General features: G+C 68.8%; 13 protein-coding genes. 12 read left to right on the forward strand and 1 reads right to left on the reverse strand.

What is annotated here, in order from left to right:
* Nucleotides 1-164 precede the first annotated feature (164 nt).
* Entirely contained in the window at nt 165-2,162 is a 1,998-nt protein-coding gene (locus L978_RS15575; protein ID WP_081997088.1) for a BCCT family transporter, read from the forward strand.
* 20 nt (nt 2,163-2,182) lie between these two features.
* Here the strand turns inward: L978_RS15575 and L978_RS15580 are convergent, their stop codons facing one another.
* Complete coding sequence (locus L978_RS15580) at nt 2,183-3,403, reverse strand: ROK family protein (protein ID WP_047524202.1); 1,221 nt, start codon at nt 3,401-3,403, stop codon at nt 2,183-2,185.
* A gap of 101 nt (nt 3,404-3,504) precedes the next feature.
* On the opposite strand from L978_RS15580, the gene L978_RS15585 reads away from it, so the two are divergent.
* The 11 genes from L978_RS15585 to L978_RS15635 all read left to right on the forward strand — a co-directional run bounded on the left by L978_RS15585 (nt 3,505) and on the right by L978_RS15635 (nt 15,478).
* Nucleotides 3,505-4,824 (forward strand): ABC transporter substrate-binding protein, encoded by a 1,320-nt coding sequence (locus tag L978_RS15585; protein ID WP_047524203.1) that lies wholly within the window; start codon nt 3,505-3,507, stop codon nt 4,822-4,824.
* Nucleotides 4,821-5,759 carry a carbohydrate ABC transporter permease gene (locus tag L978_RS15590; RefSeq protein WP_047524204.1) on the forward strand — a complete coding sequence of 313 codons (939 nt, stop codon included), beginning with the start codon at nt 4,821-4,823 and terminating at the stop codon, nt 5,757-5,759. Before L978_RS15585 ends, L978_RS15590 begins: the two co-directional genes overlap by 4 nt.
* Entirely contained in the window at nt 5,759-6,637 is an 879-nt protein-coding gene (locus L978_RS15595; RefSeq protein ID WP_047524205.1) for a carbohydrate ABC transporter permease, read from the forward strand. The genes L978_RS15590 and L978_RS15595 overlap by 1 nt, the downstream gene beginning before the upstream one ends.
* 62 nt (nt 6,638-6,699) lie before the next feature.
* Nucleotides 6,700-8,388, forward strand: a complete 1,689-nt coding sequence (locus tag L978_RS15600) for a glycoside hydrolase family 13 protein (protein WP_047524206.1) — start codon at nt 6,700-6,702, stop codon at nt 8,386-8,388.
* A 163-nt stretch (nt 8,389-8,551) separates the two neighbouring features.
* Nucleotides 8,552-9,574, forward strand: a complete 1,023-nt coding sequence (locus tag L978_RS15605) for a metal ABC transporter solute-binding protein, Zn/Mn family (protein ID WP_047524207.1) — start codon at nt 8,552-8,554, stop codon at nt 9,572-9,574.
* Nucleotides 9,571-10,407: a metal ABC transporter ATP-binding protein gene (locus L978_RS15610; RefSeq protein ID WP_047524208.1), complete on the forward strand. Its 837-nt coding sequence runs from the start codon at nt 9,571-9,573 to the stop codon at nt 10,405-10,407. The genes L978_RS15605 and L978_RS15610 overlap by 4 nt, the downstream gene beginning before the upstream one ends.
* A gap of 14 nt (nt 10,408-10,421) precedes the next feature.
* A complete protein-coding gene (locus L978_RS15615) occupies nt 10,422-11,282 on the forward strand; it encodes a metal ABC transporter permease (RefSeq protein ID WP_047524250.1) in 861 nt (286 codons plus the stop codon).
* Nucleotides 11,283-11,403: 121 nt separating this feature from the next.
* A complete protein-coding gene (locus tag L978_RS15620) occupies nt 11,404-11,820 on the forward strand; it encodes a Fur family transcriptional regulator (protein ID WP_047524209.1) in 417 nt (138 codons plus the stop codon).
* Nucleotides 11,817-12,857, forward strand: coding sequence for a permease (locus L978_RS15625; protein WP_052193807.1), 1,041 nt, complete (start codon nt 11,817-11,819; stop codon nt 12,855-12,857). Before L978_RS15620 ends, L978_RS15625 begins: the two co-directional genes overlap by 4 nt.
* The gene (locus tag L978_RS15630; RefSeq protein WP_081997089.1) at nt 12,850-13,653 is read left to right on the forward strand and encodes a TIGR03943 family putative permease subunit; all 804 of its coding nucleotides are present in this window, start codon (nt 12,850-12,852) and stop codon (nt 13,651-13,653) included. Before L978_RS15625 ends, L978_RS15630 begins: the two co-directional genes overlap by 8 nt.
* A complete protein-coding gene (locus tag L978_RS15635; protein ID WP_231555081.1) occupies nt 13,643-15,478 on the forward strand; it encodes a hypothetical protein in 1,836 nt (611 codons plus the stop codon). The genes L978_RS15630 and L978_RS15635 overlap by 11 nt, the downstream gene beginning before the upstream one ends.

The raw sequence follows: 15,478 nt of genomic DNA on the forward strand, positions 1-15,478 counted from the left end.
CGTGCCGGTCCTGCGTCGCGCCTCGGGAGACGCCGGGTTGGCGCGGAGTCGTGTGTTCCTACGCGGTTCTGCGCGGAAACCTCGCCTATCGTGAGGTCCAGCACCTCAGCCCTCGCGGGAAAGACCAGTTTGACCCGAAGAACCGGCCGCGTAAGGAGATCACGATGATCGACCGAGAACGAGACGCCGAGAGCAAGACCTCGATACCAGGGAAACCTTCGCCGAAGAAGATCCTGAAAGAAGTGACCCACCCCGCGCTGATCCCCGGGATCGGTGTGGAAGACACACCCCGTGTGTTCAACACGAACTGGATCGTGTTCGGCGTCGCCGGTGTGCTCGTGCTGGCGGTCGTGATCTGGGGCTTCCTCGCCCCGGAGAGCATCAGCGCGGCGGGTGCCGCATCGCTCGGATGGGTGACGGACAACTTCGGGTGGCTGTTCTCCCTGCTGGCCGTGGTGACGATCGCCTTCATGTTCGTGGTCGGCTACGGCCGCACCGGCGGCGTCCGGCTGGGCGCCGACGACGAGTCACCGGAGTTCTCGACCGTGTCGTGGATCGCGATGCTGTTCTCCGCAGGCATGGGGATCGGCCTCCTGTTCTGGGGGCCGGCGGAGCCGCTGACCTACTTCATGGATCCTCCGCCGGGCTTCACGGCTGCCGAGGGAAGCCGTGACGCGATGCTCGACGCCCTCGCGCAATCGATCCTCCATTGGGGTCCGATGGCGTGGGCGTTCTACGCGCTCGTCGGTGGGGCGATCGCCTACGCGGCGTATCGAAGAGGCCGCGCTCCACTGATCTCGGCGATCTTCCGGCCGATCTTCGGCGAGCGCACCGATGGCTGGATCGGCGCCGTGATCGACGTCTTCGCGATCATCGTGACGCTCTTCGGTACCGGGGTCACGCTCGGCATGGGAGCCCTTCAGATCGCCAGTGGTGTGGAAGTCGTCACGGGCATCGGGCCGCTCGGAAACACGGGCCTCATCGTCATCATCACGGTCCTCACCGCCGCGTTCGTCGTCTCCGCCGTCTCCGGCATCAAGCGCGGTATCCGGGCGCTGTCCAACATCAACATGGTGATCGCCGCGGTGATCGGACTGTTCATCTTCATCGCCGGTCCCACCCTGTTCCTGTTGAACATGATCCCCGCCAGCGTCTCCGCGTTCTTCGGGGAGCTGTGGATCATGCTCACACGCAACCCCGCCCAGAGCGAGGACGCCGCCGCGTTCATGTCGAGTTGGACGAACTACTACTGGGCCTGGTGGATCTCCTGGACGCCCTTCGTGGGAATGTTCATCGCGAAGATCTCCCGCGGTCGGACGCTTCGGGAGTTCGTCACCGTCGTGATCGTCGTGCCGTCGATCGTCTGCGTCGTCTGGTTCGGGATCATGGGCGGGACCACGATGCTGTTCGAGTCCGAGGGGCGTGGCATCGCGGAGGCGGGGTCGCCGGAAGCGATCCTCTTCGCGGTTCTCGGCGAGCTGCCGTTCGGGGTGGTGCTCTCCGTGCTCGCGATGATCTCGATCATCCTGTTCTTCGTGACCTCGGCGGACTCCGCGGCGATCGTGATGGGCTCGATGAGCCAGCGCGGCAAACCGGAGCCGTCGACCTGGGTGACGATCACGTGGGGGCTTCTGCTCGGCGCGGCAGCACTCGCGCTCCTCCTCGCGGGTGGTCAGACCGCTCTGTCCGGACTGCAATCGATCATGGTGGTGTCGGCGCTGCCGTTCGCAGTCATCGTGATCGGCATCATGATCGCGTGGGCGAAGGAGCTGCGCACCGACCCGTACATGCTGCGTCATCGATACGCGCGTGCGGCGATCGCGCAGGGAGTGCGCCGGGGGATCGCGGAGCACGGCGACGACTTCGTGTTCGGCGCGACCGAGGTCGCCGCCGACGAAGGCGCCGGCGCGGGGATCGACACGGATGATCCTGCCCTGACGGAGTGGTACGAAACCGCCACCGGGCAGATCCCCGTCGTCTCGGCCGAAGACGTCACCCGGACGCTCGAGCCCGGTCGTATCCAGCCTCGGGGGCCCGGCAATCCCGCCCACACCGCCTCCGGAGACGCCTCCCTGACCGTCGGCGAGAACCGGCGGGAGACTCGACTCCGCGCGCGCCAGAAGCCGGAGGAGACGACGGGGGACGAGGAGGGTCGCGACTGACCGCGCGCCGCTCCTCCGCCTTACGCGCTCGCGCGGAGGCGTTCCTCGGCGAGCCGGGGCACGGCGTACTCCCTGGCCGCGCGGCGAGCGGTCGCGACGGCTCCCCGTGACACGACCTCGGCACCGAGCGTCGAGGCGAGGATCTCCGGCGCCGGCAGGTGCAGCTCCTCGGGGAGGATGCGCCGGGCGGCGGTCAGCACGGGCTCGATGCTCTCGGCGACCGCTCCGCACACGATGACGCGCGCCGGGTCGTACATGCTGCCGAGCACGCCGACGATACGGGCGACGGTGGCGCCGACACGAGAGGTGACCAGCTCGGCATCGGGGTCACCCGACGCCGCGAGGGTGAGCACGAGGCGGGGATCGATGCGGTCTGCTGCGACGAGGCGTCCGACCGCGCTGTCCGCCGCGATCTCGCCCTCATCCACCGCCGCCCGCACCTGATCCTCCACCGCGTAGCGGAGTCCGAACGCCGACCCGACGCCCACGATGTGGTCGAACACGACGCCCTCGCCGACGCCGCCGTGCGCGCCGTGCAGCACGTGGCCGTCGACCACCACGCCGCCGCCGAATCTCTCGCTCGCGAGCAGAGCGACGTAGTCGCGGCATCCGATCGCCGCTCCCTCCGTCCCCTCGGCGATGGCGGCGAGCTGCGCGTCGTTCTTGATCTGGACGACGGGAGCCCAGTCGCGCAGGGCCTCGGCGAGGCCGGGGTTGGTGCGCTCCCAGAAGCCGTCGGGGTGCGGAGGGGAGACGCCCTCGCGGTTCACGGGTGCCGCGACGCCGACGCACAGCGCGAGCACCCGGTCGGGCGTCACCTCGGCTTCCGTGAGCGCATCGCCGAGGCGTTCGAGGATCGTCGCGCGCCGTTCGTCGGCCGACTGCGAGGGCGTGAACTCCAGGCGGTGGTGGACGAGCGTGCGGTCGAGAGGGTCGGCCACGGTGACGGCGAGGTGGGTGTCTCCCGCATCCACGCCGATCACGACCCCGAGGTCGGGGGCCAAGACGAAGCGCCGCGAGGGTCTGCCGGAGCGGTACGCGCCGACCGCGCGGGCGTTCGGAAGCTCGCACAGCACGGCGGCCCCGACCAGGGTGTCGATCGCGTCGATGGCCGTCGAGCGGGTCAGGGAGGTGCCTGCCATCGCCTCGGTCGCGGTGAACTCGCCGGCCGTCCAGGCGAAGTCGAGGACTGCCCCCACGCTTGCACGGCCGGTGCCCAGGTCTGCGGAGACTTCTGTCACGACACTTGACCTCCCTGTCTTCTCAATGAGAGAGTACCGTTCGACAGAGTAAATTCGCTCACTAGATTTAGTCTGTGGATTTATATATCGGAAGGACGACGGTGTCTGAGAGACGAACACGAGCGGCCCGAGCGGTGGCCGCAGCCCTGGGGGTCACCCTGGTCGGCACGGCGCTCGCCGGATGCGCCCCGGGCTCAGGAGCGGAGACCATCCGCTTCACCTTCAGCAAGCGCGAGGCGATCGAATTCATGACCGCCCTCGTCGCCGAGTACAACGCGTCGCAGAGCGACGTGCGGGTCGAGATCGACACCTCGGGCGTCGATGTCGTCTCGGCGAGCTTCGTGCGGGGCAATCCGCCCGACATCATGCTCGCCAACTACAACTACGAGATCGCCCGGTTCGTGCAGCGCTGCGCCCTCACCGATTTGTCCGAGACCGCCGCGGCCGCGGACATCCGCGACGACCTGCAGCCGCTCATGGATCAGTACGGCTCCTGCGAGGGGCGGACGAGTGCTCTGCCGTATTCGGTGATGGCCGCATCGGTCATCTACAACAAGGAGATCTTCCAGGCGCAGGGTCTCGAGGTTCCGCAGACCTGGGACGAGCTGCTCGCCGTGTGCGACCAGCTGAAGGCCGCCGGCATCGACCCGTTCTACGGCACGTTCAAGGACGACTGGACCGTGGGGCAGGGCTGGTACGACTACACCGCGGGTGGCTCGGTCGACGTGATCGAGTTCTTCGACGCCCTCGCGGACGAGGGGGCGGAGGTGGGGCCCGACTCCGAGGTCTCGTTCTCGAAGGACTTCGCCGAGCCGATGGACAAGATGATGCAGCTCGCGAACGACTACACGAACGCGGATGCGCCGAGCCGCGGCTACGGCGACGGCAACCTGGCCTTCGCCAAGGGGGAGGCCGCGATGTACCTGCAGGGGCCATGGGCGTTCAGTGAGATCGCGAAGACCGCGCCCGATCTGCAGCTGGGCACTTTCCCGCTGCCGATGACCGATGATCCGGACGACCTCGGCGTGCGTGTGAACATGGACCTCGCCGCGATGATCCCGGAGGGCTCCCGCCACAAGGAGGCCGCCCGGGACTTCCTCGAGTTCCTCTACGAGCCCCGGAACATCGAGGAGTACAACGCCTCGCAGCTGGGCTTCACCCCGACGAAGGGGGCGCCGGCTCCGGACGACCCCCGTGTCGAGGGGATGATCGAGTACTACGACGAGGGCCAGATCTATCAGGGCCCGTCGGTGCTCGTTCCCAAGACCCTCCCGATCTTCAACTACGCGCAGGCGATGGTGCTCGGGGCCTCGCCGACCTCCATCCTGCGCACGATGGACGCGGACTGGGCCCGTATCGCCTTCCGTGCGCCGATCCCCTCGACCCAGGACAACGCGGCCGGTGAGGAGGGCGCATCATGAGCACCACCACGACCCCCTCGGCGTCGGACAGCACGACCGTCATCGTGACGGGCGGCGACCGGAAGCTCCGGCGGCACACGCGTCGCGTCGAGCCGATCTATTACCTGTTCCTGCTGCCCACGCTGGTGCTCTTCACGCTCGCGATCACACTGCCGGGCGTCATCGGCATCTTCTTCAGCTTCACCGACTCGATCGGCATCGGGGAGTGGAGCTTCAACGGGCTGACGAACTACATCGCGCTGTTCAGCGATCCGTCGATCCTGCAGAGCTACCTGTTCACGTTCGGGTTCTCGATCGCCACGGTCGTCGTCGTGAACGTGGTCGCGTTCCTGCTGGCCGTCGGGCTCACCTCGCGCATCCGGTTCAAGACGGGCCTGCGGACGATCTTCGTCATCCCGATGGTGATCTCGGGCATCATCATCGCCTACGTCTTCAACTTCCTGTTCTCGAACTCGATTCCTGCGGCGGGAGCGGCGGCCGGCATCCCGTGGCTCGAGACGAGCCTGCTCGCCAATCCGGACCTCGCCTGGATCGCCATCGTGATCGTCACGGCCTGGCAGGCCGTGCCCGGCACACTGCTGATCTACATCGCCGGGCTCCTGTCCGTCCCCGGCGAGGTGTACGAGGCGGCGAGCATCGACGGGGCCAGCAAGGCGCAGCAGCTCACCCGCATCACGCTGCCGCTCGTCGCGGGCTACGTCGTGATCAACGTGATCCTCGGGTTCAAGGGCTTCCTGAACGCCTACGACATCATCGTCGGCCTCACCAACGGAGGTCCGGGCACGTCCACCCGCAGCGTCGCGATGACGATCATCGCGGGCTTCAACGGCGGCGACTACGCCTACCAGATGGCCAACGCGACCATCTTCTTCATCGTCGCCGTGCTCATCTCCCTCCTCCAGCTGTCGCTGACGCGCGGAAGGAACGCACTCTGATGTCGACGCAGACACTCACCACCATCCCCACCTCGGGCAAGAAGCCGCGCGTGCGCATGGAGCGCGTGAACTGGTCGGGCACGGTCATCCTGATCCTGTGCGCGGTCACCGTCCTCCTGCCCCTGTACGTGACCATCTCGATGGCGCTCAAGACCACCGGGCAGGCGGTCGACGGCAACGCCTTCTCGCTCCCGGCCCCGTTCAGCTTCGACGGCTTCGTCGAGGCATGGACGCTGACGAAGTTCCCCGTCGGCGCGGGAATCTCCCTGCTGGTCACCGCCGGTACGGTGACCGCGACGATCGTGCTGGCCGCGTTCGCGTCCTACGCGATCGTGCGCAACTGGGACCGCCGGCTGTTCCGCTACTCGTTCTTCTATCTGCTCGCGGCGATGTTCATCCCGTTCCCCGTCGTGGCGCTGCCGCAGATCCAGCTCACCGGACGCGTCGGACTCGACAACCCGTTCGGGGTGATCATCCTCGCGACCATGTTCCAGCTGAGCTTCAGCGTGCTGCTGTTCACCGCGTTCCTGCGGTCGATCCCGATCGAGCTGGAGGAGAGCGCCCGCATCGACGGCGCGAGCACCTGGCAGACCTTCTGGAAGCTGATCTTCCCGCTGCTCGCCCCGATGAGCGCCACCGTCGGCATCTTCGCCTTCCTGTACGCCTGGAACGACTTCATGATGCCGTCGCTCATCATCGCCGACCCGGCGCTGCAGACGCTGCCCGTGCGGCAGAACCTGTTCCAGAACCAGTTCAGCAACAACTACAACGTCGCGTTCGCCTCGTACCTGATGGCGATGGCGCCCGCGATCGTGGCCTACCTGTTCACCCAGAGATGGGTCATGGAAGGCGTCACGCAGGGTGCCGTCAAGGGCTGACCGACCCGCCGAACGACACGAACCACCGGAAACACCGGAAACACAGAAGGAGTCCTCCTCTCATGACCGACGCGCTTCTCGCCGAGACCCGCACCGCCGAAGATGCCGCCTGGTGGCGTCAGGCCGCCGTCTACCAGATCTATCCGCGCAGCTTCGCGGACGCGAACGGCGACGGCATCGGCGACATCCCGGGCATCGTCTCCCGGGCCGACTATCTCCGCGACCTCGGCATCGATGCGGTCTGGCTCAGCCCGTTCTACCCCTCGGCGCTCGCCGACGGCGGGTACGACGTCGCCGACTACCGCGACGTCGATCCGCGGCTCGGCACACTCGCCGACTTCGACGACATGGTCGAGGCGCTGCACTCCCGCGGCATCCGCGTGATCGTCGACATCGTCCCGAACCACTCGTCCGACCAGCATGAGTGGTTCCAGGAGGCGCTCGCCGCCGGTCGGGGATCGGCCGCGCGCGAGCGCTACATCTTCCGCGAGGGCAGCGGCCCCGACGGATCCGAGCCACCGACCGACTGGGACTCGGTGTTCGGTGGCAACGCGTGGGAGCGCGTGGCAGACGGGCAGTGGTACCTGCACAACTTCGCCGTCGAACAGCCCGACCTGAACTGGGATCACCCCGAGGTGCGCGCCGACTTCCTGAAGACGCTGCGCTTCTGGTCGGACCGCGGCGTCGACGGGTTCCGCATCGACGTCGCCCACATGCTCACGAAGGACCTCAGCGAGCCGCTGCCGTCACGCGCCGAACTCGATGCGATGGACCGCACCTCGGGCACGCATCCGATGATCGACCGCGACGACGTGCACGAGATCTACGCCGAGTGGCGTGCGGTCTTCAACGAGTACGACCCGCCCCGCACCGCCGTCGCCGAGGCCTGGGTCGAGACCCCGGAACGTCGTGCGAAGTACGCCTCCGCCGAGGGGCTCGGGCAGGCGTTCAACTTCGACCTTCTGGTCGCCGACTTCGACGCCGCGCAGTTCCGGAGCATCATCGCCGACAACCTGCAGCAGGCGGGGGCCACCGGATCGTCGACCACCTGGGTGCTGTCGAACCACGACGTCACGCGTCACGCCACCCGCTACGGACTCCCGGCGCTGAACGGCCGTCCGGTCAAGCAGGGCACCGAGTGGGTGAAGGCCGGCGGCCCGGCTGAGGCGCTGGACCGGGAGGGTGGACTCCGCCGGGCGCACGCCGCGACCCTTCTGCTGCTCGGCCTCCCCGGCAGCACGTACCTCTACCAGGGGGAAGAGCTCGGACTCCACGAGGTCGCGCAGATCACGCCCGAGCAGCGTCAGGACCCCGGCTTCTTCCGCGGCGCCGAGTTCGACGGACTGGGCCGTGACGGATGCCGCGTGCCGTTGCCGTGGACGGCGGGGGGTTCCTCGCACGGCTTCGGTGCCGCGGGCTCGCACCTTCCGCAGCCGGAGTGGTTCGCGGAGTACGCGGTCGACGTGGAAGCGGCGGATCCGTCGTCGACACTGTCGCTGTACCGGGAGGCCCTGCGCCTGCGGCATCTGCTGCAGACCGGCGAGGCCCTGGAGTGGATCGAGACCGGGCGCGACGACGTGCTGCGCTTCGCCCGGCCGAACGGATGGCAGGTGGTGTCGAACTTCGGCACGGCCCCGTTCGACCTCGGTGCGGACGCCGCCGACGTGGTCCTCGCGAGTGCTCCCCTCGACGGCGCTGCGCTTCCCGGCGAGGCCACGGCCTGGATCGCTCCCTCTCACCTGCTCGGCTAGCGACCCCTTTTGTCGCCGAGACCCCCGTCTGTCGCCGAGACCCCCGCCTGTCGCCGCGCGTCAGCGGGGGTCTCGGCGACAGACGGGGGCGTGGACGGCAGGAAAAAGGAGAGGCTCGACTCTCAGTTTGATAATGGTTCTCATTAGCGTTTAGAGTGGGAGCATGAAGAAGCCCGTCCTCGTCCTCGCCCTCGCATCCGTTGCCGCCCTCACGCTGGCCGGATGCTCCACCCCCGCCGCGGGGGAGGGCGACGACGGCACCATCACGGTCGTCGCGAGCACGAACGTCTACGGGGACATCGCCGCGCAGATCGGCGGTGACCGCGTCGACGTGCAGTCGATCATCACCTCCGCCTCGCAGGACCCGCATTCCTACGAGGCGAGTGCCCGCGACCGGCTCACGGTGCAGAAGGCCGACCTGGTGATCGAGAACGGCGGGGGATACGACGCCTTCATCGACACGCTGCTGCAGGATGCGAAGGACCCGCACGTCATCACGGCCGTCGAGTACTCGCACGACTTCCCCGGCAATGAGGGCCACGACGACGACGCGGACCACGACCACGCCGACGAGTCCGCCACCGATGCGCCCGAGGAAGAGGGGCACGACCACGATCATGCCGACGGTGAAGAGGGGCATGAGGGCCACGACCACATCGAGGGCTTCAACGAGCACGTCTGGTTCGACCCGCACACCATGATCCACGTCGTCGAGGCGATCAGCGAGGAGCTGGCCGAGCTCGACCCCGACGGGGCGAAGGACTTCACGGCCAACGCCGACGACCTCATCGCCGACCTGGAGGGCTTCGAGGCCGACCTCGAGGGCATCAAGACGGACGCCGCGGGTGTCGAGGTCTTCATCACCGAGCCGCTTCCGGGGTACCTCGCCGCGGCTGCGGGCCTGACCGACGTCACCCCGGAAGGATTCGCGGAGTCCGTGGAAGAGGGCACCGATGTCGCGCCCGCCGTCCTGCTCGAAGCGCTCGATGTGATCGGCAGCGGCACGGTGGGCGCTCTGCTGACCAACGCTCAGACCGGTGGTGCGGAGACCGAGCGCGTCGAGGCCGCGGCCGAGGAGGCCGGCATCCCCGTCGTCGCCTTCACGGAGCTGCTCGAGGACGGATCGTCGTACTCTGAGTGGATGAGTGACGCGATCCAGAGCCTCGCCGCCGCCGTCGAGTCGTGAGCGGCGGCGCCGCACCGCGCGACAATCCGGTCCTCGAGATCTCCGACGCCTCACTGCATCGCGGCGATCGGGAGCTCTGGTCGGGACTCGACCTCACCGTCGAGCCGGGAGAGTTCATCGCCGTGCTCGGCCCCTCCGGATCGGGCAAGACCACTCTCCTGCGCAGCATCCTGGGGCTTCAGCCGCTGTCGTCCGGCGTGATCAAGGTCGCCGGAGAGCCCGTGCACCGCGGCAACCCCCGCATCGGCTACATCCCGCAGCAGCGCTCGCTGGCTCCGGACACGAGCATGCGGGCACGTGATCTCGTCGCCCTCGGAGTGCAGGGGAGCCGCTTCGGCTTCCCGATCCCGCACCGCGGCGACCGCGCGAAGGTCGACCGTCTGCTCGAGGCGGTCGGCGCGTCGGAGTTCGCCGAACGACGGGTCGGGCTGCTGTCGGGCGGAGAGCAGCAGCGGCTTCGGGTCGGACAGGCCCTCGCCGACGAGCCCGCCCTGCTGCTGTGCGATGAGCCGCTGTCGAACCTCGACCTCGCCAACCAGGTCGCCGTGACCGACATCATCGACCGTCAGAGGCGTGAGCGCGAGGCGGCGGTGCTGTTCGTCACGCATGACATCAATCCGATCCTCGGCCGGGTAGACCGCATCCTCTACATCGCCGGCGGGCGGTTCCTGCTCGGGACTCCGGACGAGGTGCTGCAGACCCGCGTGCTCACCGACCTCTACGGCACCCCGGTGTTCGTGCTCCGTGCGGGCGACCGGTTGGTCGTCGTCGGTGTTCCGGATGCCGAACCGCACCACGACCACGGCGATCACGAGCACGGAGGAGTCGCATGAACGTCGCATCGGTCATGGTGCCGCTCGTCGACTGGAGCGACGTCTTCTCCTTCCAGGACTACGGCGAGCTCGTGGCCCTGCTCGCGAACTCGATCATCGCGGGCGCCGTCCTCGGTGTCGTCGGCGGTCTGATCGGCGTGTTCGTGATGCAGCGCGACCTGGCTTTCGCGGTGCACGGCGTGAGCGAGCTGTCGTTCGCGGGCGCCGCGGCGGCTCTGCTCTTCGGCGGCAGCGTCGTGGCCGGATCCCTCGCGGGCGCGCTCGCCGCCGCGATCCTCATCGGCATCCTGGGGGCCAAGGCCAGGGACCGAAACTCGATCGTCGGTGTGCTGATGCCGTTCGGACTGGGTCTCGGCATCCTCTTCCTCTCGCTCTACGACGGTCGCAGCGCCAACCGCTTCAGCCTGCTCACGGGGCAGATCGTGTCGGTCTCCACGCCGGACCTCGGGTGGCTCATCGGGATCAGCCTGGTCGTGCTGATCGGACTCCTGGTGATGTGGAACCCTCTGCGCTTCGATTCCCTCGACCCGGAATCCGCTGCCGCCCGTGGTGTGCCGACCCGCGCGGTGAGCCTGTTGTTCATGGTGCTGCTCGGCCTGATCGTCGCGGTGAGCGTGCACATCATCGGGGCGCTGCTCGTGATGGCACTGCTGGTGACCCCGGCGGCCGCGGCCATGCGTGTGACGGCCGGTCCGATCGCCGTGCCGTTGCTCGCGGCGCTCTTCGGGTTCGTCTCGGCGGTCGGCGGAATCCTGCTGGCCCTCGCCGGCACGCTGCCCGTGAGCCCGTACATCACGACGCTGTCGTTCACGATCTACGTCGTGTGCTGGATCGTGCAGCGGGCGCGGGCCAGGGTCCGGCGGGTGCGGGTCTGAGACCGTGCTTCCGAATCGCGCAATTGGTCGGGAATCAGCCCGAGATGCGACCATTCACGCGATTCGAAAGGGTCCTGGCCGCTCCCAGCCCTCGCCAACCGCAGCGGCCTAGACTCGACGTATGGCTCAGCGGAACACCTGGCAGCGCGAACGCGTGCGCGAAGCACTCGCCGACGCTCGCGGATTCGTGAGTGCGCAGAGCCTGCATGCCTCCCTGCGCGACGACAACACGGGCATCGGCCTGGCGACCGTGTACCGCGCTCTCGCGGGACTCGCCGCCTCCGGTGACGCCGACTCGCTGCAGAGCCCCGAGGGTGAGGCGCTGTATCGCGCCTGCACGACCCAGGGACACCACCACCACCTGATCTGCCGATCGTGCGGCCTGACCGTGGAGATCGAGGCCAAGGACGTCGAGCAGTGGGCGCATCGCACCGCCGCCCTGCACGGCTTCACGGACGCCGCTCACGTGGTGGACATCTTCGGACTGTGCACCCCGTGCGCGAACAAGCGCGACGCCGAACGGACTGCGAACGCGTGAGCCCCTCGGCAGCGACGGCGACCCGTCACGGTCACTCCCATCGCCCGGCGCCCACTGCGCGCTCGGCATGGATCGGCCTCGGCCTCGGTGCCGTCATCATCGCGGCACTGTTCCTGGTCGATGCGTTCCTGCCGACGCTGTTCCCGGCGTCGCTGCCCACCCGTGCGCAGGACGGCCTCACCCTCGCCCTGAGCGTGCTGATCGAGGCGCTCCCGTTCGTGATCCTCGGCGTGCTGCTGTCGATCGTGGTGCAGGTCTGGTTGCCCGCCGATGTCATCCACCGCTGGCTGCCGAAGCGCGCGTGGGCGCGGCGGGCCGTGCTGTCGCTGCTGGGGATGCTCATCCCGGTGTGCGAGTGCGGCAACGTGCCCTTCGCCCGAGGGCTCATGATGCGCGGTCTCGCCCCGGCCGAGGCGATGACCTTCCTGATCGCGGCGCCGATCGTGAACCCGATCGTGATCCTCACCACGCACGCCGCGTTCGGTTGGGACGGCGGGATCCTCGTCGCGCGCCTCGTGGGCGGATACCTGATCGCGAACCTGATCGGCTGGATCTACAGCCGCCACCCCGACCCCGACGGCATGCTCACGCAGCGCTTCGTCGACACCTGCGACCGGGTGACGCACGAGCCCGGGACGCCGGTGCGCCGCAGCCTGACCCAGTTCCTCATCGAGCTTCGCGCCGTGATGCCCGCGCTGGTCATCGGTTCCGCACTCGCCGGTGCCGTGCAGGTGCTGATCCCCCGGGAGTGGCTGCTTGCGATCGGCTCGAACCCGGTGCTGTCGATCGTGGCCATGATGGCGCTCGCGATGACGGTCGCCATCTGCTCGAACGTCGACGCCTTCTTCGCGCTGTCGTTCGCCTCGACGTTCTCGTCCGGCGCGATCGTCGCGTTCCTGCTGGTCGGACCGCTCGTCGACATCAAGATGCTCGCGCTCATGCGCACCACCTTCACCGGGCGCACGCTCGTCGGGATCGTCGGGATCGTCCTCGCCTCGGCGTTCGCGATCGGGATCGGGGTGAACGTCCTTGTCTGAGCAGACCGCCACACGTGCGCGTGCCCTCGCCATCCGCTGGCTCGGGGTCGGCCTTGCCGCGGTGATCGCGGTCGTGACTCTCGGGCTCGGCGTCACGGACCGCCTCACGCTCTACATCAGCCCCGAAACCGTGTGGTTCGCGTGTGCGGCCGCGGTCGTGACCCTGGCCGGCGCGATCTGGTCGTGCACCCTGCCTCTCGGCGAAGAGGGCGATCACGGTCATGACCACGGACACGGACACGGCACGGACGTCTCCGACGACACGGAATCCGGCTCGTCCGCGACCCCGCGCCGCCCTTCCCTCGCGGGTGTCGGCGCGGTCACAGGAGGGGTGATCGCCTCGGGCGTCGTCATCGCGGCCCTGGTGCTGCCCCCGGCCTCGCTCTCGGTCGAACTCGCGATGTCGCGCGCGGGGGAGCAGAGCGCGCTGTTCGCCGGCTCCGACAGCGTCGCGCTCGGCGTCGCCGACACCTCGACCTTCGGCGTCGGTGACTGGGCGAGCGTCTTCGCCGCGTCCACGAACACCTCGGCCTACGACGGTGCGCCCGTGACCCTCACCGGCTTCGTGACCCCGGGATCGGGCGACGGCGTGAACCTGACCCGGCTGGTCATCACGCACTGCGTGATCGATGCGCAGACGGCCGCGCTGCCGGTCACCGTCGATCCGGGCGACTATCCGACCGGACAGTGGGTCGAGGTCACCGGCACCGTGCGCGCGGACAGCGACGGCAAGCTCCACATCGAACCGACCGACGTCGTCGCGATCGACGAGCCCGGGGACCCGTATGAGTACTGACGACGAGCGCCCCGAGACGCCCGCCGTTCCGCGGACCCGCGCCGAGCTGCGCGCCGCCCGTGAAGCCGCAGAGGCGGCGGAGGCCGAGCGGATCGAGCGTGCGGTCACCCCGCCGGATCACGCCGCGCACCCCGCCGACGAGCCGGAAGCCGCAGAGGACGACGCCGCTGTCCGTGAGGCCGCTCTTCGGGACGCCGCTCTTCGGGAGGCGGCTGTGCGCCGAGCCGGTGAACGGGAGGTCGCGGAGCAGGAGGCGGCCGCACGGAAGATGGCCGCGTTCGAGGCTGCCGCGCGGGAGGACGCCGAAGCGACCGCGCTGCCGGCCGTCCCTGTCGCACCTGAGCCCGTGTTCGTGGGCGCCGCCCCGCAGATCGACGACGAGGCGGCGACATCCCCTCCCGCCGAGCCCCCGCTGACGGCCGCGTCCGAGGCCCCGGCCCCGGCCCCGAGCGCGCCGCGGAACCCGCGGAGGTTCCTCCTCACACTCGGTGCGGTGCTGGGCGTCCTCGTGCTCGCCGGCACCGGGCTCGGCATCGTCAGTCTCCTGCAGGGCCCGCGGATCAGCGACGTGCAGGTGGACGCGGAACATGCGATCGAGTCCTCCGGGAGCAGGGTCATCCTCACCGCGAACCAGGCGCTCGCCGACATCGATCCCGAGCAGGTCACCGTCGAGCCGGCGACGCCGTTCACGGTCGATGCCTCGGGGCGCGGCGTCGGCGTCCGCTTCACGGTGCCGCTCGACGACTCGACGGAGTACACGATCCGCGTGGCCGACGTGGCCGGTGCGGGTGGCGGTCCGTCGACGACCCTGACCACGTCGTTCACGACGCCGCCGTCCACCATCTTCCTGCTGCGCCGAGACGTCGACGGCAAGGACAAGATCTTCCTCACCGACCTCAAGGGCGACGGGGTGGCGGTGTACGAGCACGAGAAGATCAACGACTTCCGGGCCACCTCGACGCAGCTCGTGGTCGCGGTGGAGGAAGAGGACGGCTCCCACCTGCTCGTGATGGACCGCGACGGGAAGAACCAGCGCGAACTCGACCTGCCCGGTGACGGCTACGTCGGCGCCGTCCAGGTCTCGGAGCGAGGTGGCCTGGTCGGCTACAGCTACTCCGACCGCGAGCTCAGCGACGACGAAGGGCGGGCGAGCGTGCTCGTCACCCAGTCGCTGAGCGGCAAGGACGAGCCGCAGGTGATCGAGGTCGCCGGTGCGGAGGCGAGTGTCTTCGTGTGGCAGTTCGTCCCCGACAGCGCCGCCGTGCTGTTCATCGACTTCGACGGTGCGCTGTCCCTCGTGGACCGCTCGAGCGACGCGGGTGTGCAGTCCCTCGGTCTCGCCGCCATGATCCAGGGCATCTCCCGCGGCACCTACACCGCCATCGTGGAGCGCCTCGACGGGGCCGTCGTCGAACTGAACCTCGCGGACGGATCGGAGCAGCCGCTCGCAGCATCCGACCCCGATTACGGGACGGCGACCTCCATCACTCCGTTCCCCGGTGGCACGCTCCGGCACGTCGTCGCCCGTGACGATGCGGGACTCCCGATCGGACAGGCCGTCATCCGCGTGGACGACGACGGCAAAGCCACCCCGCTGGTCGAGATCGGGGCGACCGATTCGATCCTGCAGGCGTGCGCCTCCCCGAGTGGTCAGTATGCGGCCGTGGCGATCGCGCCCGACCTCGCGAACAACCCCTACGACGGAATGCTGCTGCCGTTGCCCGAGCAGGTCGAGACGCACCTCATCGACATGGAGAGCGGCAAGGAGATGGTCGCTCTCACCGGCTTCGATGCCTCCTGGTGCCAGACGGCCCCGCGGTTCTGA

The sequence above is a fragment of the Microbacterium sp. ZOR0019 genome (assembly GCF_000800925.1).
GTDB classification, from domain to species: domain Bacteria; phylum Actinomycetota; class Actinomycetes; order Actinomycetales; family Microbacteriaceae; genus Microbacterium; species Microbacterium aurugineum.

Bases quoted from the DNA above. Each gene is read 5' to 3' on its own strand.
- L978_RS15575 (WP_081997088.1), top strand. From the start codon at position 165: ATGATCGACCGAGAACGAGACGCCGAGAGCAAGACCTCGATACCAGGG.
- L978_RS15590 (WP_047524204.1), top strand. From the start codon at position 4,821: ATGAGCACCACCACGACCCCCTCGGCGTCGGACAGCACGACCGTCATC.
- L978_RS15595 (WP_047524205.1), top strand. From the start codon at position 5,759: ATGTCGACGCAGACACTCACCACCATCCCCACCTCGGGCAAGAAGCCG.
- L978_RS15600 (WP_047524206.1), top strand. From the start codon at position 6,700: ATGACCGACGCGCTTCTCGCCGAGACCCGCACCGCCGAAGATGCCGCC.
- L978_RS15605 (WP_047524207.1), top strand. From the start codon at position 8,552: ATGAAGAAGCCCGTCCTCGTCCTCGCCCTCGCATCCGTTGCCGCCCTC.
- L978_RS15615 (WP_047524250.1), top strand. From the start codon at position 10,422: ATGGTGCCGCTCGTCGACTGGAGCGACGTCTTCTCCTTCCAGGACTAC.
- L978_RS15620 (WP_047524209.1), top strand. From the start codon at position 11,404: ATGGCTCAGCGGAACACCTGGCAGCGCGAACGCGTGCGCGAAGCACTC.
- L978_RS15635 (WP_231555081.1), top strand. From the start codon at position 13,643: ATGAGTACTGACGACGAGCGCCCCGAGACGCCCGCCGTTCCGCGGACC.